This window comes from Herbiconiux ginsengi (genome assembly GCF_900107435.1).
In the GTDB taxonomy this organism is placed as follows: domain Bacteria; phylum Actinomycetota; class Actinomycetes; order Actinomycetales; family Microbacteriaceae; genus Herbiconiux; species Herbiconiux ginsengi.
In genome coordinates this window covers 198,623-220,865 of sequence record NZ_FNPZ01000002.1, presented here as the reverse complement: position 1 = coordinate 220,865, position 22,243 = coordinate 198,623, and the positions used below count along the sequence as shown (strand labels likewise).

Sequence of the window (22,243 nt, the reverse complement as noted above, 5' to 3'; positions counted from 1 at the left end):
TACTCAGCTTTCTGTGCCGCCCGTGCGCCATCGCGGAGAGCGTAGATCAGGAAAGGAAACGAGAGGTTACTCGTCGTCCTTCTTCTCGGTCTTCGAGACGGTGGACTCGCCGGCGGCCGGGGCATCCGCCGTGGTCTCGTCGATCCGCTCGCCGTACGCGGGCGCGCCGTCGTCGCTGTGGTCGATCGACTCCTCGAGGGGGGCGAGCGGCGACGGGGTGACCACGCGGGTCACGGTCTGGCGGTGCACGCGGAGCACGGTGCCGGGAGTCGTCTCCACCAGCACCTGGTTCTCCTCGTCATCCATTTCGAGGATCGTTCCGTAGAGGCCGAAGTTCGTCATGATCTCGGCGCCCACCGCCACCTTGCTCTGCAGCTCCTCGGCCTGCGCCTTGCGCTTGCGGCTGTTGCGGAACATGAAGAACACCAGCACGGCCAGAACGACCAGCATGATGATTGTTAACGGATCGATGGCCATGAAAAAGGCGCCTTCCAGGTGGGTGGGGGTGTTAGCAGGACCTCATCATATAGACGAGTGCTGAAGACCAGCTTGAATTATAGGTCATCCCCGAAGAGGGCGTCCGCATTGCGAGGGATTCCGAAGTGAGCCCAGCCCGCCTTGGTGGCGATGCGGCCGCGCGGCGTGCGCGAGAGCAGGCCGATCCGCACCAGGAACGGCTCCACCACCGCCTCGATCGTCTCGGACTCCTCGCCCACAGACACCGCGAGGGTGTTGAGACCCACGGGGCCGCCGTCGAAGCGTTCCAGGATGATCGACATCACCGCGCGGTCGAGGCGGTCAAGGCCCAGTTCGTCGACGTCGTAGAGCTCGAGCGCGGCACGGACGGCCTCGAGCGAGGCGCCTCGCCCGTCGACCAGGGCGTAGTCGCGCACGCGGCGGAGCAGGCGGTTGGCGATACGCGGGGTGCCACGGGAACGCGATGCGATCTCGCGCAGCGACTCCCGGTCGATCTCGACCGCGAGCAACTGGGCCGCACGGTGGATCACCTGAACGAGTTCCTCGGTCTCGTAGAACTCCAGGTGCGCGGTGAACCCGAAGCGGTCGCGCAGCGGATTCGGCAGCAGACCAGAGCGCGTGGTGGCGCCCACGAGGGTGAACGGCGCAAGGTCGAGCGGGATGCTCGTGGCGCCGGCGCCCTTGCCCACCATGATGTCGATCCGGAAGTCCTCCATCGCGAGGTAGAGCATCTCCTCGGCGGAGCGCGCCATCCGGTGGATCTCGTCGATGAAGAGCACCTCGCCCGGCACGAGCGAAGAGAGAACGGCGGCGAGGTCGCCCGCGTGCTGGATGGCCGGGCCGCTGGTGAGCCGCAGCGGCCGGTTGCTCTCGTGCGCCACGATCATGGCGAGCGTGGTCTTTCCGAGCCCGGGCGGGCCGGCGAGCAGGATGTGGTCGGGCGTGCGCGACTGGATGGCGGCGGCATCGAGCAGCAGCTGCAGCTGGCCGCGCACTTTCCGCTGACCCACGAACTCGGCGAGCGACTTCGGCCGCAGGGCGCCTTCGAACGCGACCTCGGCCTCCGACTCCACCTCGGGGTTCACCAGATCTTCCCCGTCGAAGGCGGTCATCGCGAGCCTCCGGTGTTCTGGGCAGGACCGAGCACGGCGAGAGCGAGCCGCAGCAGCGACTGCACGTTGGCGGCATCGGCGGCGGAGGCCGACTCGAGTGCCTCGTCGACGGCCGAGGTCGCGTTGCGCTCCGGCCAGCCGAGGCCCACCAGGGCGCGTTCGACGTTGTCACGCACCACCCGCGACGGGCTTGCCTTGCCGGCCGCCGATCCGGAATCCTGGGGCGTCGCGGCGATCTTGCCCGCCATCGACACCACGATCAGCTTCGCCGTCTTCGGACCGATCCCGGTCACCCTCCGGAAGGCCGCGTCGTCTTCGCGAGCGACTGCGAGAGCGACCTCGCCCGGCGTCAGCTCGGCCAGCACCCCGAGGGCCGACTTCGGGCCCACACCGGTCACGCCGACCAGCAGCGAGAAGATGTCGAGCGAATCCTGATCCGGGAATCCGAAGAGCGAGAGGCTGTCCTCCCGCACGATCAGCGTGGTCAGCACACTGGTCTCGGCGCCCACCCGCATGGTGAGCGCGTGCCGGGGCGTGACCGCCACGGAGAAGCCCACTCCCCCCACGTCGATCACGGCGTTCCCGCCGGCGACGGAGAGGACGGAGCCGCGCAACGCAGAGATCATCTGGCCAGCCTATGCGCCGCCGGGCAACGGGCCGTGCCTTGCTCGGCGGCGCGCCACGCGAGCTGTGCCGGGGTGAGCACAGACGACGGGTCGACGGATGCGCGGGGCGCGGTGGATCCGCTGGTCGCCCCGGTCACCGCGCTGCCGAGCGGGGTGCGCCACGCGTGGCAGATCGCCAGCGCGAGCGCGTCGGCGGCATCCGCCGGCCGTGGCACGCTCTCGAGCCGCAGCACCTTCGCCACCATCGCGCCGACCTGCTTCTTGTCGGCCTGCCCGTAGCCGGTGATCGCCGCCTTGACCTCGGTGGGCGTGTGCAGGCCGACCGCCAACGAGCGGCGGGCCGCGGCGAGCAACGCGATGCCGCTGACCTGCGCCGTGCCCATCACGGTGCGCACGTTGTGCTGAGCGAACACCCGCTCGACAGCGACGCTGTCGGGCCGGTGCTCGTCGAGCAGTGCTTCGATTCCGGCCGCGATGATGAGCAGCCGCTCCTCGAGCGGCAACTCCGCACCGGTCGTGATGACCGAGACGTGCACGAGGGTCGGCGTGCGGGTGGTCGCCACGTCGACGATGCCCACGCCGCAGCGGGTGAGCCCGGGATCGATGCCCAGAACCCGCAGGGGCTTCACGCGCATCCGTTCACCGCCCCTCGTCGTTCCGGAAAAGCCGTCGGCCGGGCACGCGACCCGGCCGCACGATCAATCGTCTTCTTCGAGCTCGGCCTGCACCTCAGGCGTGATGTCGATGTTCGTGTAGACGTTCTGCACGTCGTCGGACTCCTCGAGTGCGTCGATCAGGCGGAACACCTTGCGCGCCGTCTCGGCATCGGCTTCGACCTGCAGGCTGGCGACGAACTCGACATCGGCCGAGTCGTAGTCGATGCCGGCCTCCTGGAGCGCCGTGCGGGCGGCCACCATGTGCGACGGGTCGGTGAGCACCTCGAACGACTCGGCCCGGTCGGTGACCTCCTCGGCACCGGCGTCGAGCACGGCGAGCAGGATGTCGTCTTCGCTCACGCCCTCGCTGTGGGCCACGGTGATGACGCCCTTGCGGCTGAAGTTGTAGGCGACGCTGCCCGGGTCGGCCATGGTGCCGCCGTTGCGGGTCATCGCGGTGCGCACATCCGCTGCGGCGCGGTTCTTGTTGTCGGTGAGACACTCCACCAGCATCGCGATGCCGTTCGGCCCGTAGGCCTCGTAGATGATGGTCTGGTAGTCGATCGACTCACCGGTGAGGCCGGCGCCGCGCTTGATCGCCCGATCGATGTTGTCGTTGGGAACAGAGGTCTTCTTCGCCTTCTGCACCGCGTCGACCAGGGTCGGGTTGCCCGACAGGTCGGCGCCGCCGATCTTGGCGGCGACCTCGATGTTCTTGATCAGCTTGGCGAACGACTTGGCACGGCGCGAGTCGATGATCGCCTTCTTGTGCTTGGTCGTGGCCCATTTAGAGTGTCCGGACACGAAAATCTCCTTCAGGAATCGATGACAAGTCTACGCGAGCCCGCCGTCAGAGGCTGGAGGACCGCGCGGCGACCTTGTCCAAGAAGTACTGGTGGAACCGGTAGTCGGCCGTCATCTCGGGATGGAAGGAGGTGCCGATCAGATCGCCCTGCTCCACGGCCACGACCGTGCCGTCTTCGAGCGTGGCGAGAGCCGTCGCCTTCGCGCCGAGTTCGGCGACCACGGGCGCGCGGATGAAGACCGCGTGCATCGGCGGCTCCCCCAGCACCGGAACGTCGAGATCGGCCTCGAACGACTCCGTCTGCGCCCCGAAGGCGTTGCGGCGCACCGCGACGTCCAGCCCACCGAAGCTCTGCTGCCCGCGGATGCCGTCGACGATGCGATCGGCGAGCATGATCAGGCCGGCGCAGGTGCCGTAGACCGGAAGCCCGCCTGCGATGCGCTCTTTCAGCGCATCCGCCACTCCGAAGGAGCGAGCAAGCTTGTCCATCACACTGGACTCGCCACCGGGGATGACGAGACCGGAGATCGTCGCGACCTCCTCGGGGCAGCGCACCGTGATGACGTCGGCGCCGAGGCTCCGCAGAACCGCGACGTGCTCTCGGAAGTCGCCCTGCAGGGCGAGCACCCCGACCGGCTGCTGGGGCAAAGAGCCTTTACCAGCCACGCTCGGCGAGACGGTGCGGTGCGGGCACGTCGGCGACGTTGATGCCCACCATCGCCTCGCCCAGGCCACGCGAGACCTCGGCGATGACACTCGGGTCGTCGTAGAAGGTGGTGGCCTTCACGACCGCGGCCGCGCGCTTCTCGGGGTTGCCCGACTTGAAGATGCCGGAGCCCACGAACACGCCGTCGGCGCCGAGCTGCATCATCATCGCCGCGTCGGCCGGGGTGGCCACGCCGCCCGCGGTGAAGAGCACCACCGGCAGCTTGCCGGTCTCGGCGACCTCGACCACCAGGTCGTAGGGGGCCTGCAGTTCCTTGGCGGCGACGTAGAGCTCGTCTTTCGACATCGACGACAGAGCCGCGATCTCCGACTTGATCTTGCGGATGTGCTTCGTGGCCTCGGAGACGTCGCCGGTGCCGGCCTCGCCCTTCGAGCGGATCATCGCCGCACCCTCATTGATACGGCGGAGGGCCTCACCCAGGTTGGTGGCGCCGCAGACGAAAGGAACCGTGAAGTCCCACTTGTCGATGTGGTTCACGTAGTCGGCCGGGCTCAGCACCTCGGACTCGTCGATGTAGTCGACGTTCAGCGCCTGCAGCACCTGGGCCTCGACGAAGTGGCCGATGCGGGCCTTCGCCATCACGGGGATGGAGACCTCCGCGATGATCGCCTCGATCAGGTCGGGGTCGCTCATCCGGGCCACACCGCCCTGAGAACGGATGTCGGCGGGCACGCGCTCGAGGGCCATGACGGCCACCGCGCCGGCATCCTCGGCGATGCGCGCCTGCTCGGCGGTCACGACGTCCATGATGACGCCGCCCTTCAGCATCTCGGCAAGGCCCCGCTTGACGCGGTTGGATCCGAACTCGTGTGTGGTGCTCTCGCTCATCATGTCCTCTCAGAAACTCCGAAGATTCTACCGTGCGACGCTGGGCGGCCCGGCCGCCAATACGCCTTTTCTGGCCTTACTTCGGCCGGCTCAGGCCGCGGGCCAGGCGGCCTGGATCTCGGCGCGCACGTCGCCGAGCAGCTGCGGCAACGCTTTGGTACCGGCGATGATCGGGAAGAAGTTGGAGTCGAGCGCCCAGCGGGGCACGATGTGCTGGTGCAGGTGCCCGGCCACCCCGGCTCCCGCGATCCGGCCCTGATTCATGCCGATGTTGAAGCCGTCGCAGCGCGAGACCGCCGTGAGCACGCGCATGGCCGTCTGCGTGAGGCTGCCGATCTCGGCCACCTCTTCGGGCGTCGCCAGGTCGTACGTCGCCACATGACGGTAGGGGCACACCAGCAGGTGGCCCGAGTTGTAAGGAAAGAGGTTGAGCAGCACGTAGGCGTGTTCGCCGCGCGCGACGATGAGCCCCTCCTCGTCGCTCAGCGTCGGTGCACGATCGAACGGGCACTCGTCGATGTGCGGCTGCTCGCCGCCCTGGATGTAGACCATCCGGTGCGGCGTCCAGAGCCGTTGGAAAGCATCCGGAACCGCGGCGAAGTCGCCGGACTGCTCGACTGCGAAGTCGTCGAACTCGTGCGGACCGTAGTTCGCGCCGGGCGCGTTCCGGCCCGTCTCGAGGCCTTCGCCGTCGCTCATCAGAGCTGACCGGCCGTGGTCACCTGCAGGTGCTTCTCGACACTCGCCACGATCCGCTCGATCGCGTCGTCGACCGGCACGCCGTTCTCCTGCGACCCGTCGCGGAAGCGGAAGCTCACCGAGCCCGCAGCGGAGTCGTCGGCGCCGGCGATGAGCAGGATCGGCACCTTGTCTTTGGTGTGGGTGCGGATCTTCTTCTGCATCCGGTCGGCCGAGTCGTCGAGCTGGGCGCGGATGCCGCGCTTCTTCAGCCGCCGCACGACCTCGGCGAGGTAGTCGGCGTGCTCGTCGGAGATGGGGATGCCCACCACCTGCACAGGGGCGAGCCACACCGGGAAGGCGCCAGCGTAGTGTTCGAGCAAGATGGCGAAGAAGCGCTCGATCGAGCCGAGCAGCGCGCGGTGGATCATGACGGGCTGCTGGCGCGAGCCGTCGGGCGCCGTGTACTCGAGCTCGAACAGCTCGGGCTGGTTGAAGTCGAGCTGCACCGTGGACAGCTGCCAGGTGCGGCCGATCGCGTCCCGCGCCTGCACCGAGATCTTCGGGCCGTAGAACGCCGCTCCCCCGGGATCGGGCACGAGTTCGAGGCCGGAGTCGACGGCCACCTGGCGCAGCGTCTCGGTCGCGTCATCCCACAGCGCGTCGTCGCCGACGGACTTCTCGGGGTCTTTCGTGGAGAGCTCGAGGTAGAAGTCGTCGAGGCCGTAGCCGCGCAGGGTCTCGAGCACGAAGTCGAGCTGGCGGGCCAGCTCGTCCTTCACCTGGTCGGGGGTGACGTAGATGTGCGCGTCGTCCTGCGTCAGGCCCCGCACTCGGGTGAGGCCGGAGAGGGTGCCGCTCTTCTCGTAGCGGTACACGGTGCCGAACTCGGCCAGGCGCAGCGGCAGCTCGCGGTAGCTGCGGCCGCGGGCCCGGAAGATGAGGTTGTGCATCGGGCAGTTCATGGGCTTCAGGTAGTAGTCCTGGCCCTGACGGGTGATGTTGCCCTCGGCGTCGGTCTCCTCGTCGAGGTGCATGGGCGGGAACATGCCGTCCTTGTACCAGGTGAGGTGCTGGCTGGTCTCGAAGAGGTGCTTCTTCGTGATGTGCGGGGTGTTCACGAGTTCGTAGTCGTGCGCGATCAGCTGGCTGCGCAGGTAGTTCTCGATCTCCGCACGGATGATGCCGCCGCGCGGATGGAAGACGGCAAGGCCCGAACCGATCTCGTCGGGGAACGAGAACAGGTCGAGCTCGTTGCCGAGCTTGCGGTGGTCGCGCTTCGCGGCCTCTTCGATGCGGGTCTGATAGGCGCGCAGCTCGTCTTTGGTGGGCCAGGCGGTGCCGTAGAGGCGCTGCAGCTGCTTGTTCTTCTCCGAACCACGCCAATAGGCGGCGGCGAGGCGGGTGAGCGCGAAGCCGTTGCCGATCATGCGGGTGCTCGGCAGATGCGGGCCGCGACAGAGGTCTTTCCAGAGCGTCTCGCCGGTCTTCGGGTCGACGTTGTCGTAGATGGTGAGTTCGGCGCCGCCGACCTCGACCGACTCGTTGTCGGCGTTCAGCTCGGCATCGCCGTCGCTGCCGCCCTTGAGGCCGATGAGTTCGAGCTTGTAGGGCTCGTGCGCCAGTTCGGCGCGCGCCTCGTCTTCGGTCACCACGCGACGCACGAAGCGCTGTCCCTGGCGGATGATGCGCTCCATGCCCTTCTCGATGGCCTTGAGGTCGTCGGGGGTGAAGGGCTCGGCCACGTCGAAGTCGTAATAGAAGCCGTCGGTGATCGGCGGCCCGATGCCGAGCTTGGCCTCGGGATTGATCTGCTGCACCGCTTGCGCGGCGACGTGCGCGGCCGAGTGCCGGAGGATGGCCAGCCCATCGGGGCTGTCGATCGTGACGGGCTCGACGGTGTCGGCGTCGGTCACCGTGGTGGCCAGGTCTTTCAGTTCACCGTTGACGCGCATGGCCACGACGGCCCGGTCAGTGAAGAGATCAAATCCTGTTGCCACGGGTGAGGTGCTCCTGTTTCCGTCGAATCGAACCCACCAATCCTATCGACGTGGCGGCCCGGATCAGACCGGCGGGCGCTCGCCCTGAACCTGGAGACGGTGGGTCGCGTCCAGCGAGGCGATGTCGACGAAACCCGGGGTGCCGACGACCGTGCTCGGCGGGGCATCGACGCGCGCGAATCCGCTGCTCGACGTGGTGGCCGAGAACACCTGGCCGGTCTCGACCACGGTCCAGGTGACCTGCACGCCCGCCACGGGCGTGTTGTCGGCCCGGGTGCGGATGTAGGCCTCGAGCACGAAATTGCCGCCCGTCCAGCCCGCGTACGACTGGTAGACGATGTTCGTGCTCGTCTCGTTGCTCGCTGCGGCAGTCGGCGTCGCGACGGCTAACGCGACCACCGGAACGCTCCAGGCGCCGATCTTGAGCGCCGTGCGGCGCGACGGGAGTTCGGTCGTCTCGTTGATCTCCATGTGTCGAACTTAGCGGAAGATCCCCCGTTCGGGTGACTCGTTCGATGAACCCGGCCGACCGCCGCGGGTCAGCCGGCGGCGCGTCGGGCGGCTTTCCGTTCGGCCGCCTTCGCTTTCGCCGCCGCGTAGGTCTTCTTGGCGGCCGCATTCGCCTTGGTGCTGACCTTCTTCGCCGACTCGAACTCGGTTCCGAGCAGAGCCAGCCCGCCGATGGCGATCAGGGCGCCGGGGCCGGGCAACGGGATCATCACGGCGCCGAGGGCGACGGTGCCGGCGCCCGCCACACCCACACCGGTGCGGTACACCCGGTTCGCCGTGGGATGGCGGCGGATCAAGGCCCGCGTACGCGCCGCCGGCCCGGGCAGGCGTCCGCCGGCGGTCTGGTCGTCGGCTGGTGTGGCTTCCATGCTCCGACCGTAGGGCGGTTTACTGGGATATGGCCGAAATCGCGACGATCACGGTGGTGCCGGCGAACGAGGCGAGCCCGGAAGAGCTCGACGCCGTGTTCGGACAGCGGGGCGAGCCGGCGCGCTGCCGCTGCCAGTGGTTCACATACCGCGACTCGGAGTGGCGCGACGTGCCGCTCGAGGAGCGCGCTACGCGCTTGCGTTCACAGAGCGGATGCGGGCATCCGTCGGCCTCATCGACCAGCGGACTCGTGGCGTACCTCGACGGTGAACCCGCCGGGTGGTGCGCCGTGGAGCCACGCACGGCGTATCGCCGGCTGCTCCGGAAGCGCGTGCCCTGGGCCGGGCGCGACGAGGACAAGAGCGACGACGGCGTCTGGGCGGTGACCTGTTTCGTGGTGCGCACCGGCTTCCGGCGGCGCGGAGTGAGCCGGGCGCTCGCTGCGGCGACGCCGGGGTTCGCCCGCTCGCGAGGCGCACGGGCTCTCGAGGGGTATCCGATGGTGGTGGCGGAGGGCGCCGAGATCACCTGGGGCGAGCTGTACGTCGGCACCGTCTCGATCTTCGCCGCGGCGGGATTCACCGAGGTCACGGCTCCCACTCCGCGTCGCCGCGTCTACCGCATCGACTTCTGAGCGCGACGGGCCTCGTGGGTCCTGGTTCCCCAAGACAAAAGGCCCCGGAACACATCCGGAGCCTTCAGGTGGTGGGCGATACTGGGATCGAACCAGCACGAATCGCTGAGGGCGAAAGCACCGCTTTCGACGCGATTCGTGGGTCCTGGTTCCCCAAGACGAAAGGCCCCGGAACATATCCGGAGCCTTCAGGTGGTGGGCGATACTGGGATCGAACCAGTGACCTCTTCCGTGTCAGGGAAGCGCGCTACCGCTGCGCCAATCGCCCATTGGAGTGTTATCCCCTGCGGTGTTGTGAGTGGAGGTGGCGACGGGATTTGAACCCGTGTGGACGGCTTTGCAGGCCGCTGCCTCGCCTCTCGGCCACGCCACCCAGTTCGTGCTTTCGTGTAAACCGCGGGGGTTGCCACAAACGAGTAACTTCACTCGAGCGGATGACGAGATTCGAACTCGCGACCCTAACCTTGGCAAGGTTATGCGCTACCACTGCGCCACATCCGCATTCGCTCGCATTTCTGCGTGCGGATGAGACTCTATCCGACTCGCTCGACGATTGCCAAACCAGGACACGCCGACGACGTGAATTCACCGGGAACGCGGCGTGTCACACCCAGAAGAACACGTTGTAGAAGAAAGCGCTCGGGTCGCCGAGCACGGCGGTGGCGATCGCCGCGGCCAGCAACCGCACCAGGAAGAGCACGAGGTCGACGTAGGCGAGCACCAGCGCCCCGACAGCCATCCCGCGGCCGACCCGGGCGCCTTTCGCGGTCGAGCCGACGGCCAGATGCCCGAGCACGACGGCCGGCACGATCAGTAGCAGGCCGAAGAACGAGGCGACCCCGAGGCTCGAGATCACGCCGTCGGGCGTGTCGGTGACCGCGGCCGCGCCGAGCTTCGCGACGATCGTGCCGCCGAAGACGACCACGCCGAGCACGAGCGAGATGACGGCCGTGACCGGCCGTTTGTCGCCGGGTCGAACGGGCCCCGGATAGGGCGCGAAACCGGGAGGATACGGCGAATACGGAGTGCTCATTTCTGAACTCTAGAACCTCGCCGACCCGGTGTGCACCCAAGAGCTTCCCGCGTCCGCTACTATCGATAACTGTCCCAGGGCGATTGGCGCAGTTGGTAGCGCGCTTCCTTCACACGGAAGAGGTCATCGGTTCGAGTCCGGTATCGCCCACGCGTAATTGAAAGGGTCCCCGCGAGCGGGGGCCCTTCGTCGTTGATGGCCGGAGACCGCACACGGCACCCTTCGGCGCCCACGACGTGAGAGAGAACGCCGGACCCTCGGCGCCGAGGCTGGTGGCCACGCAGGGAACGCCGGGTACTCTCTGGAGATGATTCGCGAGTTCTTCGGAGGGGTCGCCCTGCTCGGGCGCGGGCTCGGGCTGTGGGCGACGCGACCGAAGCTCATGCTCCTGGGCGCTCTGCCGGCCCTGATCGTCGCCGTCGTCTACCTGGCCGGGATCGTGGTGCTCGCGGTCTTCTCCCCCGACCTCGCCGCCTGGGCGACGCCCTTCGCCGAGGGGTGGACAGAACCCTGGCGAACCATCACCCGGGTATCGGCGGCCATCGCCCTGGTCGGCGTCGGCATCCTGCTCGTCGTCTTCACCTTCACCGCCATCACGCTCGCGGTCGGAGATCCGTTCTATGAGCGCATCTGGCGCGAGACCGAGCTCACCCTCGGAAACGCTCCCGCGGAGCCCGCAGGACGCTTCTGGCGACTCCTGGCGCGCGGTGTCGGCGCCGGGCTGCGCATCCTCGCCCTCACGATCCTGATCGGGCTGCTGCTGTTCGTCGTCGGTCTCGTTCCCGTGGCCGGCCAGATCGCGGTGCCGGTGCTCGCCGCGCTCTTCGGCGGCTGGGTGCTCGCCCTGGAGCTCACCGGGTTCGCCTTCGACGCGCGTGAGCTGCGTCTGCGCGACCGGCGACGGATGCTCGGCGCCCGGCGCGCCCGCACCCTCGGCTTCGGCGTGGCCACCTACCTGCTCTTCCTCATCCCACTCGGCGCGGTGTTCGCGATGCCGGCGGCTGTCGCGGGCGCCACGGCGCTGGCTCGGAGCGCGATCGGAGACCACGACGCAGCCTTGGCGCACACGGAAGCGGGGCGCCATCCCGAAGGATGACGCCCCGCTGACGGTTGTGCCGAGGATCAGACGGCTTCGAGCACGTAGCCTTCTTCGCCGTGAACCGTGGTGTCCACGCCGGCGACCTCGTCCTCGTTCTTGATGCGGAAGCCCATCGTCTTCTGGATGATCCAGCCGATGATGAACGCCATCACGAAGGAGTAGACCATCACGACCACGGCCGCCACGAACTGCTTCAGCAGCTGCTCTCCCGAACCGGTGTCGAGCAGGCCGATGCCGGCACCGAAGATGCCGATGTAGAGCGTTCCGATCAGACCACCGACGAGGTGGATGCCCACCACGTCGAGCGAGTCGTCGAAGCCGAGCTTGAACTTGAGCTCGATGGCCAGGGCGCAGACCGCACCGGCGAGGATGCCGAGCACGATCGCCCAGCCCGGGGTGAGGATGTTACACGCCGGGGTGATGGCGACCAGGCCTGCGACGGCACCCGACGCGGCACCGATCGAGGTGGGCTTGCCGTCCTTGATCTTCTCGACGATCAGCCAGCCGATGATGGCAGCGGCGGGAGCGGCGAGGGTGTTGATCCAGGCGATGGCGGCGACGCCGTCGACAGCGGCCTCGGAACCGGCGTTGAAGCCGAACCAGCCGAACCACAGCAGCGAAGCGCCGAGCAGCGTCAGCGGAACGTTGTGCGGCTTCTGGATGCCCTTCTGGAATCCGACGCGCTTGCCGAGCACCAGGGCCAGGGCGAGAGCTGCGGCACCGGCGTTGATGTGAACCGCGGTTCCACCGGCGAAGTCGTTGACGCCCCAGACCGGAGCCCAGCCCTCAGCCAGGTTGAAGACCATGAAGGCGACCGGGAAGTAGACCACGGTGACCCAGATGCCGGCGAACAGCATCCACGCGCCGAACTTCGCGCGATCGGCGATCGCACCGGAGATCAGGGCGACGGTGATGATGGCGAAGGTCGCCTGGAATCCGGCGAACGCGAGTCCGGCCAGATCCGGGTCCATCGCTCCGCCCTCGCCGATGCCGAGGAGGCTGCCGAGGCCGATCGAACCGTCGAAGGGGTTTCCGACGATGCCGGGGATGAGCGGAGTACCGAATGCGAGTCCGTACCCGTACAGCACCCAGAGGACGCCGACGAGGCCCATTGCTCCGAAGCTCATCATCATCATGGAGATGACCGATTTCGCTTTGACCATGCCGCCGTAGAAGAACGCGACGCCGGGGGTCATCAGGAGCACGAGGGCGGCTGCAACGAGCAACCACAGTGAGTTCAGGTTGCCGGTTACTTCTTCCATATGAATGGTTACCTCTCTAGAACGTGCTGGCGGGTAAGTCTGAAATTGCTGTGTTGGTCACGGCTAGCACGGGGCCGTAGGCGCAATTGCAGGCAAGGGGCAGTCTGCCCAAGAGAGGTTTCGCGGGGCGACGTACTTTGTGTACGTCGTGTTACACGGTGAGCGCGTTTGTAAACATCGTGTTTCGGCCGGCGGAGAATCCGTCGGGAACCGCCACCCCCGTCCGAGGGGGCGGCAGTCAGGGGTCAGAGGGTCGCGGAAGCGATCATCCGCGACACCGCACGCAGGTATTTCTTGCGGTATCCGCCGTTCAGCATGTCACCGGCGAACACCTCGTCGAGCGGCGTGCCCGAGGCGAGGATGCGGATCTGCGCGTCGTACACGCGGTCGATGAAGGCCACGAAACGGAGCGCATCCGTCTGGTTGGCGAAGGGCGTGACGCCGCTCAGCGCGATCACGTCGAGCCCGTCGACCATCTTGACGTAGCGGGACGGATGGATCGTGCCGAGGTGGTGGACCAGCTGATCGAACTCGTCGCTCGTGATGCGCTCCCCCGCTGCGGCCCGCGCCTCCACGGCCTCCGCGAGTTCGCCGTCGGTCGCGAAGGCGACGGCGTGACCCTCGACGTCGCGGCGACGATAGTCGAGACCGTCGATGCGCACGATGTCGAATCGATCGGCGATGGCCTGGATCTCGCGCAGGAAGTCGCTCGCGGCGAACCGCCCTTCGCCGAGGGCGTTCGGCGGCGTGTTGGAGGTCGCGGCCAGGCGCGTGCCCTTCGCGACGAGCTCACCGAGGAACCGGGTCATCAGCATCGTGTCACCCGGGTCGTCGAGCTCGAACTCGTCGATGGCGATGAACTTCGCGCCGGCGAACAGCTGCACGGCGTTGGCGTACCCGAGCGCGCCGATGAGAGCGGTGTACTCGATGAAGGTACCGAAGTACTTCGGGCCGGGCGCGGCGTGCCAGAGCGCGGCCAGCAGGTGCGTCTTGCCCACGCCGAACCCGCCGTCGAGGTAGATGCCGGGCTTCGCCGCCGGCGTCTTCTTGCCGCGACCGAAGAACCCTCCGGCCTTGGCGGGCTTCCACCCCTCCGCGAAGTGCCGGATCTTGGCGAGAGCCTCACCCTGCGACGGGTAGTCGCGATCGGGGCGGTAGTTCTCGAACGACGCCGTGTCGAACTGGCGCGGGGGCACGAGGGTGCCGGCCAGTTCGGTGCCGGAGATCGATGGGGAGCGCTCGGTCAAGCGCGGGGCGACAGCCTGCCGCTCACCTGTCATCTGCTGATCCTGTTGTGTGTCGAGATGTGACCCGCGATGTGCAGCGGGGAGTCGGGAAGACTTAGATTCTTCTGGGGTTGTACCTACCCTAACTGGAGGTTGTGAAATGACTGTCGAGACCGATCCCGCCGAGAAGTTCGCCGGATACGCCCACCCCGAACGCCTGGTGTCGGGCGACTGGCTCGAAGCCCATCTGGGTGAACCCGGCCTCGTGGTCGTCGAGAGCGACGAAGACGTGCTGCTCTACGAGACCGGGCACATCCCCGGTTCGGTGAAGATCGACTGGCACACCGACCTCAACGACCCGGTCGAACGTGACTACGTCGACGGCGCCGGCTTCGCCGCCCTGCTCGGCGGCAAGGGGATCTCGCGCGACGACACCGTGGTGATCTACGGCGACAAGAACAACTGGTGGGCGGCCTACGCGCTCTGGGTGTTCACCCTCTTCGGTCACGAGGACGTGCGTCTGCTCGACGGCGGTCGCGACAAGTGGATCGCCGAGGGCCGACCGATCACGACCGATCGCCCGGCGCCGGCACCGGTCGACTATCCGGTCGTCGAACGCCGCGACGAGGAGATCCGCGCGTTCAAGGACGACGTGCTCGCCCACCTCGGCCACCCCCTGATCGACGTGCGCTCCCCCGAGGAGTACAGCGGAGAGCGCACCACGGCGCCCGCCTACCCCGAGGAGGGCGCGCTCCGCGCCGGCCACATCCCGAGCGCGGCGAACGTGCCGTGGGCCCGCGCGGCCGCCGAAGACGGCACCTTCAAGCCGGTCGTCGAGCTGGACGCGATCTACCGCGGCGAGGCGGGTCTCGTCGACGGCGAACCCGTGATCGCCTACTGCCGCATCGGCGAGCGGTCGAGCCACACCTGGTTCGTGCTCACTCACCTGCTGGGCTTCGAGAACGTGCGCAACTACGACGGCTCCTGGACCGAGTGGGGCAGCACGGTGCGCGTGCCGATCGTTCGCGGAGCCGAGCGCGGCGAGGTACCCGCGGCACGGTAGTCCGAACGCGAGGGATACTGGAAGGGATGACCGAGTCAACTCTTCCCGCGTCGCTGGCCGAGATCCGCGACGACTTCCTCGCGCTCGAGCAGCGCGACCGCCTCGAGATGCTCCTGGAGTTCTCGAACGAGCTTCCGGAGCTCCCGGCGCGCTACCAGGAGCATCCGGACCTCTTCGAGCGCGTCGTGGAGTGCCAGTCGCCGGTGTTCATCTTCGTGGAGGTGACCGACGGCGTGGTTCACCTGTTCGCGACCGCGCCGAAGGAATCACCCACGACGCGCGGCTTCGCGTCGATCCTCGTGCAGGGCATCGACGGGCTCCCGGTCGACGAGGTGCTCGGCATCCCCGACGACTTCCCGAACACGATCGGGCTCACCGAGGCGGTGTCGCCGCTGCGCATCCGCGGCATGACGGCCATGCTCGGCCGCACCAAACGCCAGATCCGCGAGCGTCTCGCCGCCTGATCGTTCGAAACCGCAAACGTCGCGGCATCCGCGGCGTATGACGCGCCTGGCGGCACGACGTTTGCGGTTTCGAACGGTCAGAGCGCGTTGGCCGCGAGCCAGCCGTCGATCGCGGTGGTCCACTTGGCGCGATCGTAGTTCCAGAGCTTGGTGTGGCGCGCCACCGAGAACGGCACGAACGTCACCAGGTCGGGGCGCGCCTCGGCGAGCTTGCGCGACCCGGTCGAGGGCACGTATCCGTCGTCGTCGGAGTGCAGGATGAGCACGGGCACGTCGACCTCGTCGGAGCGCTTCACGAAGTCGAGCCGGTCGAGGTCGAGCGGCTGGTCCTGCCCCGTCACCACGCGGCCCCACGGATGCGTGACGGTGGCGAACGCCGCATCGCCCACGAGCTCGGGCGCGTGCCGGGCGCGACCGTGGTAGCGCAGCACGTCGCGCCAGTCGACCGCCGGCGACTCGAGCGCGATGGCCCGGATGCGGTCGCGGTGCACCGCGCGCCCCATCGCCTGCAGGGCGATCGCGCCGCCCATCGACCAGCCCATCAGCACGATGTCGGTGGCGCCGTGATCGACGGCGTAGGTGATGGCGGCGTCGAGGTCCTGCCACTCGGTGTCGCCGAGGGCGTACCGGCCGTCGGAGGAACGGGGAGCCTCTCCGTCGTTGCGGTAGGAGATGCTCAGCGTGTTGTAACCGCGCTCGCGGAAGACGGGGATGGCGCGGATGGTCTCACCCCGCCGCACTCCCCGCCCGTGCACCTGGATCACCCACTTCGACCGTGACCCGTCGACGCTCGGCACGAACCACGCCGGCGCCGGCCCGACCGAGGTGAACACCTCGACCTCGTCGACGGGCACGTCGAGTTCGCGGGGGTGGATGTAGTACCACCCGCTGATGCGCCCGTTACGTGCTCGCCCGAGGTCGCCGTAGTCGACCTGGATGACCGAGCGCACCACGATGCCGTCGGAGACGCTCAGCACCTCGCCGAGCCGGGCGTGGCCGGTGTCGCCGGAGAACCGCAGGCTGTAAAGACCAGGCAGGATCGAGTCGGCGCTGACCGAGAGCGCCACGGTGCCGTACTCCTCGTCGTAACCGAGGATGCGCACGTCGTCGACCGGGAGCGAGGGGATGACGATGGCGCGCGACATCAGCGCGGTGAGCACCGCGCCGCCCGCCGCGGCGAGCGTGGCGACGGTGCCCGCGGCCAGCGCGACGACGGCCCAGGCAGGAACGCGGGCCGGTTCGGATGCTCTCGGACTCACGTTTCCCGTCCCTCCACGTTTCCATCCGGCGTGCCTTCGCCCGCCGGAACGTAAAGAACTCTAGTCTGCAGACGTGGCCGATTCCCCCTTCACGCCGGACGTCCCGGCGGCCTTCGGCGCAGCGCTCGACTCGCTGCGCCGGGCCGACACGCGCGCCGAGCTCGTGGTGCACGAGATCCCCGCCCCGGCGAACCTCGCTCCGCACGCCGTGGCTCTCGCCGCCGATGTCACGCCCGCGCGGCACGGCGCCGACTCGGAACTGGGCACCGGACGCTTCATCCTGCTCTACGACGAGGATCGGCCGGAGGCCTGGGGAGGCGAGTTCCGGGTGGTCTGCTTCGCGCAGGCTCCGCTGGAGACCGAGATCGGCCTCGACCCCTTCCTCGCCGACGTCGCCTGGTCGTGGCTGGTCGACGCATTGGATGCTCGTGGTGCCAACTACACGAGCGCCTCCGGCACCGCGACCAAGATCATCTCGACCGGTTTCGGCGAGCTGTCGAGCCAGGGTGATGGCGCTCAGATCGAGTTGCGGGCATCCTGGACCCCTACAGACCACAACCTCCAGGCCCATGTCGAGGGCTGGAGCGAACTCCTCTGCATGCTGGCCGGTCTGCCACCCGTCGTCGATGGCGTGACGATGTTGCAGACCAGGCGAGCCAAACGTGAGTGAAGAAGAACTGATCGAAGTACCAGAACGCACCGTGATCAGCACGGTCGACGAATTCCACGACGCGGTCGAGGCACTGGCCCTCGGCACGGGCCCGGTGGCGGTCGACGCCGAACGGGCCAGCGGTTTCCGCTACTCCCAACGGGCCTACCTCATCCAGCTCTACCGGCGCGGCTCCGGCACCTTCCTCATCGACCCTCCGGCGATCGAGGAGTTCGCTCCTCTGCAGTCGGTGATCGGCGACGTGGAATGGGTGCTGCACGCCGCCAGCCAAGACCTGCCCTGCCTCCGCGAGGTGGGCCTTGATCCCCGCACCGTCTTCGACACCGAACTCGCCGCCCGGCTGCTCGGCATCCCCCGGGTCGGTCTCGGCACCGTGGTGGAGGAACTGCTCGGCGTGCACCTCGCCAAGGAGCACTCCGCCGCCGACTGGTCGACCCGGCCGCTGCCCGCCTCCTGGCTCGAGTACGCCGCTCTCGACGTGGAGCTTCTGATCGATCTGCGCGACTCGATGGCCGTGCTGCTGAAGGAGCAGGGCAAGCTCGAGATCGCGGCGCAGGAGTTCGCCGCCGTGGTGGCGAAGGAGGAGAAGGCGCCGCTCGCCGAGCCCTGGCGCCGACTGAGCGGCATCCACGCTCTCCGCGCCGACCGGCATCTGGCGGCGGCCCGCGAACTCTGGCTGGCGCGCGACGAACTCGCCCGCGAGAGCGACACGGCGCCGGGTCGCCTGGTTCCGGATTCCTCGCTTCTGGTGGCCGCACGTGCCTTGCCGGCTTCGCGCCGCGAACTCGCGGCGCTCAAGCAGTTCTCCGGCCGCGCCAGCCGATCCGAACTGGACCGCTGGTGGGCCGCCATCGAACGCGCCCTCACCACCGACGACATCCCGGTGCAGAAGCGGGCCACCGACACCCTGCCGCCCCCTCGCAGCTGGTCGGACAAGAATCCCGAGGCGGATGCCCGACTGAAGGCCGCGCGGGCCGCGCTCAGCGCCGTCTCGGCCGAGCACGACATCCCGCTCGAGAACCTGCTCACCCCTGACTTCCTGCGGCGGATCGCGTGGAACGCGCCCGATCCGCTGACGATCGAGAGCGTCTCCGACGGTCTTCGCGAGCTGGGCGCACGGCCCTGGCAGATTGAACTGACTGCACAGCCGATCCTGCAGGCCTTTGTAGATCCCCACCAAAGCCCCGAGAACCCGGTGGAAGTCGATTCGTAGGAAGAATCAATCGATTCCAGTCGTGGAATGGGCGGTTCTAGACTCGAACCCGATCCAATCCCAGGAGGCATAGTGGCCGAAAGATCTGAAGTCGTTTTCGTCGACGGTGTACGCACCCCGTTCGGGCGTGCGGGCGAAAAGGGCATGTACTGGCAGACGCGAGCAGACGATCTGGTCGTCAAGGCGATCATCGGATTACTCGAACGCAACCCGAAGGTGCCGAAAGACCTGATCGACGACGTGGCGATCGCCGCCACGACGCAGCAGGGTGACCAGGGTCTGACCCTCGGCCGCACGGCGGCCCTGCTCTCGGGTCTGCCGCTCTCTGTGCCGGGCTACGCGATCGACCGGATGTGCGCGGGGGCGATGACGAGCGTCACCACCACCGCGGGCGCCATCGCCTTCGGTGCCTACGATCTCGCGATCGCGGGCGGCGTGGAGCACATGGGCCGGCATCCGATGGGCTTCAACGCCGATCCCAACCCGCGCTTCCTGGCCGAGAAGCTGGTGAGCGCGGAGGCGCTCAACATGGGCAACACGGCCGAGCGCATCCACGACCGCTTCCCGCAACTCACCAAGGAGCGCTCCGACCGTTACGCGATGCGCAGCCAGCAGAAGGTCGCCGCGGCCTATGAGGCGGGCAAGATCCAGCCCGACCTCATCCCGGTGGCCACCAAGAGCGCCGAGGGCTGGGGGCTCGCCACCCGCGACGAGGCGCCGCGCCCCGAGACGACGATGGAGGGCCTCGCCGGTCTCCGCACCCCGTTCCGGCCGCACGGCCGGGTGACGGCCGGAAACTCCTCGGGACTGAACGACGGCGCCACCGCGTCGCTCATCGCGAGCGAGTCGATGGCGAAGGAACTCGGTCTCTCGATCAAGATGCGGCTCGTCTCCTTCGCCTTCGCGGGCGTGGAGCCGGAGATCATGGGCATCGGCCCGGTGCCCTCCACGGAGAAGGCACTGCGCAAGGCCGGCCTGTCGATCGACGACATCGGCCTGTTCGAACTGAACGAGGCCTTCGCGGTGCAGGTGCTGTCGTTCCTCGACCATTTCGGCATCGACGACGACGACCCCCGGGTGAACGAATACGGCGGCGCGATCGCCATCGGCCACCCGCTCGCCTCCTCGGGCGTGCGGCTCATGATCCAGCTCGCGCGGCAGTTCGAGGAGCACCCGGAGGTGCGCTACGGCGTCACCGCGATGTGCATCGGCCTCGGGCAGGGCGGCACGGTCATCTGGGAGAACCCGAACTGGAACAAGAAGGCAAGCAAGAAGGCGGCACGATGACCGACTACTCCACCATCGATTTCAGCGGATTGGAGGAGTTGTCGGCCGACGAGGTCGTGACGCACTCCTACGTGCGTGACATCCCCCTGCCGAGCGGCAAGACGCTCGCCCTCATCACGCTCGACAACGGGCGCGACCACACCCGGCCGAACACGCTGGGCCCGGTCACGCTGACCGAGTACGGAGCGACACTGGATGCGCTGACCGCCCGGGCGGCGGCCGGCGAGATCGACGCCGTGGCCGTCACCGGCAAGCCGTATATCCTGGCGGCCGGCGCCGACCTCAGCAAGGTGGGCGAGATCCCGAGCAAAGAGGTCGCCAAGAAGATGGCCCAGCTCGGCCACTTCGTGTTCGGCAAGATGAAGAAGGTGGGTGTGCCCTCCTTCGCCTTCGTCAACGGCCTCGCTCTCGGCGGCGGTGTGGAGGTCGCTCTCGCGGCCGACTACCGCACCATCGACTCCTCGACCCCCGCACTCGCGCTGCCCGAGGTCTTCCTCGGCATCATCCCGGGTTGGGGCGGCGCCTACCTGCTGCCGAACCTCATCGGCATCGAGAACGCCCTGAAGATCGTGATCGAGAACCCGCTGAAGAACAACCGCATGCTGAAGGGCCAGGAGGCGTTCGACCTCGGCATCGCCGACGCCATCTTCGGGCCGGCGAACTACCTCGAAGACTCGCTCGTCTGGGCCGACGGCGTGCTCACCGGCCGCATCAAGGTGAAGCGGCCGAACGAGCCCGGCAAGATCGAGCGGATGGTGAAGTGGGATGTCGCGATCGGCATCGCCCGCAAGATGCTCGAGTCGCGCATCGGCACCGTCGCGAAGTCGCCCTACGCGGCCCTCGACCTGCTGAAGGCGGCCAAATCGGGTACGCCCGAGGAGGGCTTCGAGCGGGAGGACGAGGCCCTGGCCGAGCTGATCGCGGGCGATCAGTTCCGTGCGTCGATCTACGCCTTCGACCTGGTGCAGAAGCGTGCCAAGCGGCCGGCCGGGGCGCCCGACAAGGCGCTCGCGAAGCCCGTCACGAAGGTGGGCATCATCGGTGCGGGCCTGATGGCCTCGCAGTTCGCCCTGCTGTTCGTGCGCCGACTGCAGGTGCCCGTGGTCATCACCGACCTCGACCAGGCGCGTGTCGACAAGGGGCTCGACTACATCCGCGGCGAGATCGCGACCCTGCTGTCGAAGGGTCGCATCTCGCCCGACGAGTCGAACCGCCTCAACGCATTGATCCACGGCACCACCGACAAGGCGGAGTTCAACGACGCCGACTGGGTGATCGAGGCCGTGTTCGAGGAGCTGGGCGTGAAGCAGGACGTCTTCGCTGAGATCGAGAAGCACGTCTCCGACACCGCCGTCTTGGCGACGAACACCTCGTCGCTCTCGGTGGAGCAGATCGGTGCCAAGCTCGCGCATCCGGAGCGCCTGGTGGGCTTCCACTTCTTCAACCCCGTGGCGGTCATGCCCCTGGTCGAGGTCGTGAACGCGCCGGCGACGGATGAGGCGACGCTGTCGACCGCGATGGTCACCGCCGCGAAGCTCAAGAAGAACGCGGTCATCACGCGCGACACCCCCGGATTCGTGGTGAACCGCATCCTGGCCAAGGTGCTGGGCGAGGCGATGCACGCCGTCGACACCGGCACCTCCTTCGAGGTGATGAACCGGGCGCTCGACCCCTTCGGGCTGCCGATGACGCCGTTCGAGCTGCTCGAGCTCGTGGGGCTCAAGGTGGGCGCGCACGTGCTCGACACGCACCACGCCGCGTTCCCCGATCGCTTCTTCGAGAGCGCGAACCTGCACAAGCTCGCCGAGCACGGCAAGATCTTCGACCGCGACGCCAAGGGCAAGATCACCGGTTTCGACAAGGAGGCCGTGAAGATCGTCGCGCCGCCGAAGGGCGAGGCGAAGCCGATGACCGAGGCCGAGATCCTGCGCCGCGTCGAAGACGGTCTCGCCGACGAGGTGCACCGGATGCTGCAGGACGACGTGGTGCACGCGGCGGAGGACATCGACCTCTGCCTCATCCTCGGCGCGGGCTACCCGTTCCAGATGGGGGGCCTCACGCCTTACCTCGACCGCGTGGGCGCCTCGGAGCGCGTGTTCGGCGACACCTTCCACCACCCGGTCATCCGCGGCGTGGAGTAGCAGTCGTTCAAAATCGCAAACGTGGCGCCGGCCGCAGCCGTATACGGCTCGGTCGGCGCCACGTTTGCGATTTCCAACGTTCGGTGTCGGTGTCGGTGGATGGC

23 protein-coding genes and 4 tRNA genes are annotated in these 22,243 nt (G+C 68.0%); 9 read left to right on the top strand and 18 right to left on the bottom strand.

The window, feature by feature from the left end; genetic code table 11:
• Positions 1 to 66: 66 nt before the first annotated feature.
• The 11 genes from yajC to BLW00_RS09290 form a co-directional block, all read right to left on the bottom strand.
• A complete protein-coding gene (gene yajC, locus BLW00_RS09340; RefSeq protein WP_092552762.1) occupies positions 67 to 477 on the bottom strand; it encodes a preprotein translocase subunit YajC in 411 nt (136 codons plus the stop codon).
• A 77-nt stretch (positions 478 to 554) separates the two neighbouring features.
• Positions 555 to 1,589, bottom strand: a complete 1,035-nt coding sequence (ruvB, locus tag BLW00_RS09335) for a Holliday junction branch migration DNA helicase RuvB (protein ID WP_092552759.1) — start codon at positions 1,587 to 1,589, stop codon at positions 555 to 557.
• Complete coding sequence (ruvA, locus tag BLW00_RS09330) at positions 1,586 to 2,215, bottom strand: Holliday junction branch migration protein RuvA (protein WP_092552756.1); 630 nt, start codon at positions 2,213 to 2,215, stop codon at positions 1,586 to 1,588. The genes ruvB and ruvA overlap by 4 nt, the downstream gene beginning before the upstream one ends.
• A complete protein-coding gene (gene ruvC, locus BLW00_RS09325) occupies positions 2,212 to 2,850 on the bottom strand; it encodes a crossover junction endodeoxyribonuclease RuvC (protein ID WP_092552753.1) in 639 nt (212 codons plus the stop codon). Before ruvC ends, ruvA begins: the two co-directional genes overlap by 4 nt.
• Positions 2,851 to 2,913: 63 nt before the next feature.
• Positions 2,914 to 3,675: a YebC/PmpR family DNA-binding transcriptional regulator gene (locus BLW00_RS09320; RefSeq protein ID WP_092552751.1), complete on the bottom strand. Its 762-nt coding sequence runs from the start codon at positions 3,673 to 3,675 to the stop codon at positions 2,914 to 2,916.
• 46 nt (positions 3,676 to 3,721) lie between these two features.
• Positions 3,722 to 4,324, bottom strand: coding sequence for a pyridoxal 5'-phosphate synthase glutaminase subunit PdxT (pdxT, locus tag BLW00_RS09315; RefSeq protein ID WP_092552748.1), 603 nt, complete (start codon positions 4,322 to 4,324; stop codon positions 3,722 to 3,724).
• Between the two features lie 7 nt (positions 4,325 to 4,331).
• A complete protein-coding gene (gene pdxS, locus BLW00_RS09310; RefSeq protein WP_092554620.1) occupies positions 4,332 to 5,231 on the bottom strand; it encodes a pyridoxal 5'-phosphate synthase lyase subunit PdxS in 900 nt (299 codons plus the stop codon).
• A gap of 90 nt (positions 5,232 to 5,321) precedes the next feature.
• The gene (locus tag BLW00_RS09305; protein ID WP_092552745.1) at positions 5,322 to 5,930 is read right to left on the bottom strand and encodes an HIT family protein; all 609 of its coding nucleotides are present in this window, start codon (positions 5,928 to 5,930) and stop codon (positions 5,322 to 5,324) included.
• The gene (gene thrS / locus BLW00_RS09300; protein WP_217634363.1) at positions 5,930 to 7,864 is read right to left on the bottom strand and encodes a threonine--tRNA ligase; all 1,935 of its coding nucleotides are present in this window, start codon (positions 7,862 to 7,864) and stop codon (positions 5,930 to 5,932) included. The genes BLW00_RS09305 and thrS overlap by 1 nt, the downstream gene beginning before the upstream one ends.
• A gap of 108 nt (positions 7,865 to 7,972) precedes the next feature.
• Positions 7,973 to 8,380 carry a hypothetical protein gene (locus BLW00_RS09295; protein WP_092552739.1) on the bottom strand — a complete coding sequence of 136 codons (408 nt, stop codon included), beginning with the start codon at positions 8,378 to 8,380 and terminating at the stop codon, positions 7,973 to 7,975.
• A 68-nt stretch (positions 8,381 to 8,448) separates the two neighbouring features.
• Positions 8,449 to 8,787 (bottom strand): PGPGW domain-containing protein, encoded by a 339-nt coding sequence (locus BLW00_RS09290; protein ID WP_092552736.1) that lies wholly within the window; start codon positions 8,785 to 8,787, stop codon positions 8,449 to 8,451.
• 29 nt (positions 8,788 to 8,816) lie between these two features.
• Here BLW00_RS09290 and BLW00_RS09285 point away from each other — a divergent pair, with 29 nt between their 5' ends.
• Positions 8,817 to 9,422, top strand: a complete 606-nt coding sequence (locus BLW00_RS09285; RefSeq protein ID WP_092552733.1) for a GNAT family N-acetyltransferase — start codon at positions 8,817 to 8,819, stop codon at positions 9,420 to 9,422.
• Between the two features lie 193 nt (positions 9,423 to 9,615).
• On the opposite strand, the gene BLW00_RS09280 is transcribed toward BLW00_RS09285, so the two are convergent.
• From BLW00_RS09280 to BLW00_RS09265, 4 genes are all read right to left on the bottom strand, one after another.
• Positions 9,616 to 9,690 (bottom strand) — tRNA-Val (locus BLW00_RS09280).
• 31 nt (positions 9,691 to 9,721) lie between these two features.
• Positions 9,722 to 9,795 (bottom strand) — tRNA-Cys (locus BLW00_RS09275).
• Positions 9,796 to 9,851: 56 nt separating this feature from the next.
• A tRNA-Gly gene (locus tag BLW00_RS09270) sits at positions 9,852 to 9,923 on the bottom strand.
• Between the two features lie 103 nt (positions 9,924 to 10,026).
• Positions 10,027 to 10,455, bottom strand: a complete 429-nt coding sequence (locus BLW00_RS09265; protein ID WP_092552730.1) for a DUF4190 domain-containing protein — start codon at positions 10,453 to 10,455, stop codon at positions 10,027 to 10,029.
• Between the two features lie 77 nt (positions 10,456 to 10,532).
• On the opposite strand from BLW00_RS09265, the gene BLW00_RS09260 reads away from it, so the two are divergent.
• Together BLW00_RS09260 and BLW00_RS09255 are read left to right on the top strand one after the other, a co-directional pair.
• Positions 10,533 to 10,605 (top strand) — tRNA-Val (locus BLW00_RS09260).
• A gap of 157 nt (positions 10,606 to 10,762) precedes the next feature.
• Complete coding sequence (locus BLW00_RS09255; protein WP_092552727.1) at positions 10,763 to 11,551, top strand: EI24 domain-containing protein; 789 nt, start codon at positions 10,763 to 10,765, stop codon at positions 11,549 to 11,551.
• A gap of 26 nt (positions 11,552 to 11,577) precedes the next feature.
• Here BLW00_RS09255 and BLW00_RS09250 read toward each other — a convergent pair whose 3' ends face one another.
• Both BLW00_RS09250 and zapE read right to left on the bottom strand, forming a co-directional pair.
• Positions 11,578 to 12,816 carry an ammonium transporter gene (locus tag BLW00_RS09250; protein WP_092552724.1) on the bottom strand — a complete coding sequence of 413 codons (1,239 nt, stop codon included), beginning with the start codon at positions 12,814 to 12,816 and terminating at the stop codon, positions 11,578 to 11,580.
• A 245-nt stretch (positions 12,817 to 13,061) separates the two neighbouring features.
• A complete protein-coding gene (gene zapE, locus BLW00_RS09245; RefSeq protein ID WP_092552721.1) occupies positions 13,062 to 14,096 on the bottom strand; it encodes a cell division protein ZapE in 1,035 nt (344 codons plus the stop codon).
• A gap of 106 nt (positions 14,097 to 14,202) precedes the next feature.
• Between zapE and BLW00_RS09240 the strand changes: the two genes are divergently transcribed.
• Both BLW00_RS09240 and BLW00_RS09235 read left to right on the top strand, forming a co-directional pair.
• Complete coding sequence (locus BLW00_RS09240) at positions 14,203 to 15,105, top strand: sulfurtransferase (RefSeq protein WP_092552718.1); 903 nt, start codon at positions 14,203 to 14,205, stop codon at positions 15,103 to 15,105.
• Between the two features lie 26 nt (positions 15,106 to 15,131).
• A complete protein-coding gene (locus BLW00_RS09235; protein ID WP_092552715.1) occupies positions 15,132 to 15,569 on the top strand; it encodes a SufE family protein in 438 nt (145 codons plus the stop codon).
• Between the two features lie 77 nt (positions 15,570 to 15,646).
• Here BLW00_RS09235 and BLW00_RS09230 read toward each other — a convergent pair whose 3' ends face one another.
• Positions 15,647 to 16,828 (bottom strand): alpha/beta hydrolase family protein, encoded by a 1,182-nt coding sequence (locus tag BLW00_RS09230; RefSeq protein ID WP_245741488.1) that lies wholly within the window; start codon positions 16,826 to 16,828, stop codon positions 15,647 to 15,649.
• Between the two features lie 73 nt (positions 16,829 to 16,901).
• Between BLW00_RS09230 and BLW00_RS09225 the strand changes: the two genes are divergently transcribed.
• The 4 genes from BLW00_RS09225 (at position 16,902) to BLW00_RS09210 (ending at position 22,139) form a co-directional block, all read left to right on the top strand.
• Positions 16,902 to 17,498, top strand: coding sequence for a DUF3000 domain-containing protein (locus BLW00_RS09225; RefSeq protein WP_092552712.1), 597 nt, complete (start codon positions 16,902 to 16,904; stop codon positions 17,496 to 17,498).
• Positions 17,491 to 18,711 (top strand): ribonuclease D, encoded by a 1,221-nt coding sequence (locus BLW00_RS09220; protein WP_245741487.1) that lies wholly within the window; start codon positions 17,491 to 17,493, stop codon positions 18,709 to 18,711. The genes BLW00_RS09225 and BLW00_RS09220 overlap by 8 nt, the downstream gene beginning before the upstream one ends.
• Positions 18,712 to 18,783: 72 nt before the next feature.
• Positions 18,784 to 19,998 carry a thiolase family protein gene (locus BLW00_RS09215; protein ID WP_092552709.1) on the top strand — a complete coding sequence of 405 codons (1,215 nt, stop codon included), beginning with the start codon at positions 18,784 to 18,786 and terminating at the stop codon, positions 19,996 to 19,998.
• Entirely contained in the window at positions 19,995 to 22,139 is a 2,145-nt protein-coding gene (locus BLW00_RS09210; protein ID WP_092552706.1) for a 3-hydroxyacyl-CoA dehydrogenase NAD-binding domain-containing protein, read from the top strand. The genes BLW00_RS09215 and BLW00_RS09210 overlap by 4 nt, the downstream gene beginning before the upstream one ends.
• Positions 22,140 to 22,243 lie beyond the last annotated feature (104 nt).

Coding starts and splice junctions, on each gene's coding strand:
- BLW00_RS09295 (WP_092552739.1), bottom strand. CDS start 8,380: ATGGAGATCAACGAGACGACCGAACTCCCGTCGCGCCGCACGGCGCTC.
- ruvB (WP_092552759.1), bottom strand. CDS start 1,589: ATGACCGCCTTCGACGGGGAAGATCTGGTGAACCCCGAGGTGGAGTCG.
- BLW00_RS09250 (WP_092552724.1), bottom strand. CDS start 12,816: ATGGAAGAAGTAACCGGCAACCTGAACTCACTGTGGTTGCTCGTTGCA.
- BLW00_RS09235 (WP_092552715.1), top strand. CDS start 15,132: ATGACCGAGTCAACTCTTCCCGCGTCGCTGGCCGAGATCCGCGACGAC.
- pdxS (WP_092554620.1), bottom strand. CDS start 5,231: ATGAGCGAGAGCACCACACACGAGTTCGGATCCAACCGCGTCAAGCGG.
- BLW00_RS09305 (WP_092552745.1), bottom strand. CDS start 5,930: ATGAGCGACGGCGAAGGCCTCGAGACGGGCCGGAACGCGCCCGGCGCG.
- ruvC (WP_092552753.1), bottom strand. CDS start 2,850: ATGCGCGTGAAGCCCCTGCGGGTTCTGGGCATCGATCCCGGGCTCACC.
- yajC (WP_092552762.1), bottom strand. CDS start 477: ATGGCCATCGATCCGTTAACAATCATCATGCTGGTCGTTCTGGCCGTG.
- BLW00_RS09285 (WP_092552733.1), top strand. CDS start 8,817: ATGGCCGAAATCGCGACGATCACGGTGGTGCCGGCGAACGAGGCGAGC.
- BLW00_RS09290 (WP_092552736.1), bottom strand. CDS start 8,787: ATGGAAGCCACACCAGCCGACGACCAGACCGCCGGCGGACGCCTGCCC.
- thrS (WP_217634363.1), bottom strand. CDS start 7,864: ATGCGCGTCAACGGTGAACTGAAAGACCTGGCCACCACGGTGACCGAC.
- BLW00_RS09265 (WP_092552730.1), bottom strand. CDS start 10,455: ATGAGCACTCCGTATTCGCCGTATCCTCCCGGTTTCGCGCCCTATCCG.
- zapE (WP_092552721.1), bottom strand. CDS start 14,096: ATGACAGGTGAGCGGCAGGCTGTCGCCCCGCGCTTGACCGAGCGCTCC.
- ruvA (WP_092552756.1), bottom strand. CDS start 2,215: ATGATCTCTGCGTTGCGCGGCTCCGTCCTCTCCGTCGCCGGCGGGAAC.
- BLW00_RS09255 (WP_092552727.1), top strand. CDS start 10,763: ATGATTCGCGAGTTCTTCGGAGGGGTCGCCCTGCTCGGGCGCGGGCTC.
- BLW00_RS09240 (WP_092552718.1), top strand. CDS start 14,203: ATGACTGTCGAGACCGATCCCGCCGAGAAGTTCGCCGGATACGCCCAC.
- BLW00_RS09210 (WP_092552706.1), top strand. CDS start 19,995: ATGACCGACTACTCCACCATCGATTTCAGCGGATTGGAGGAGTTGTCG.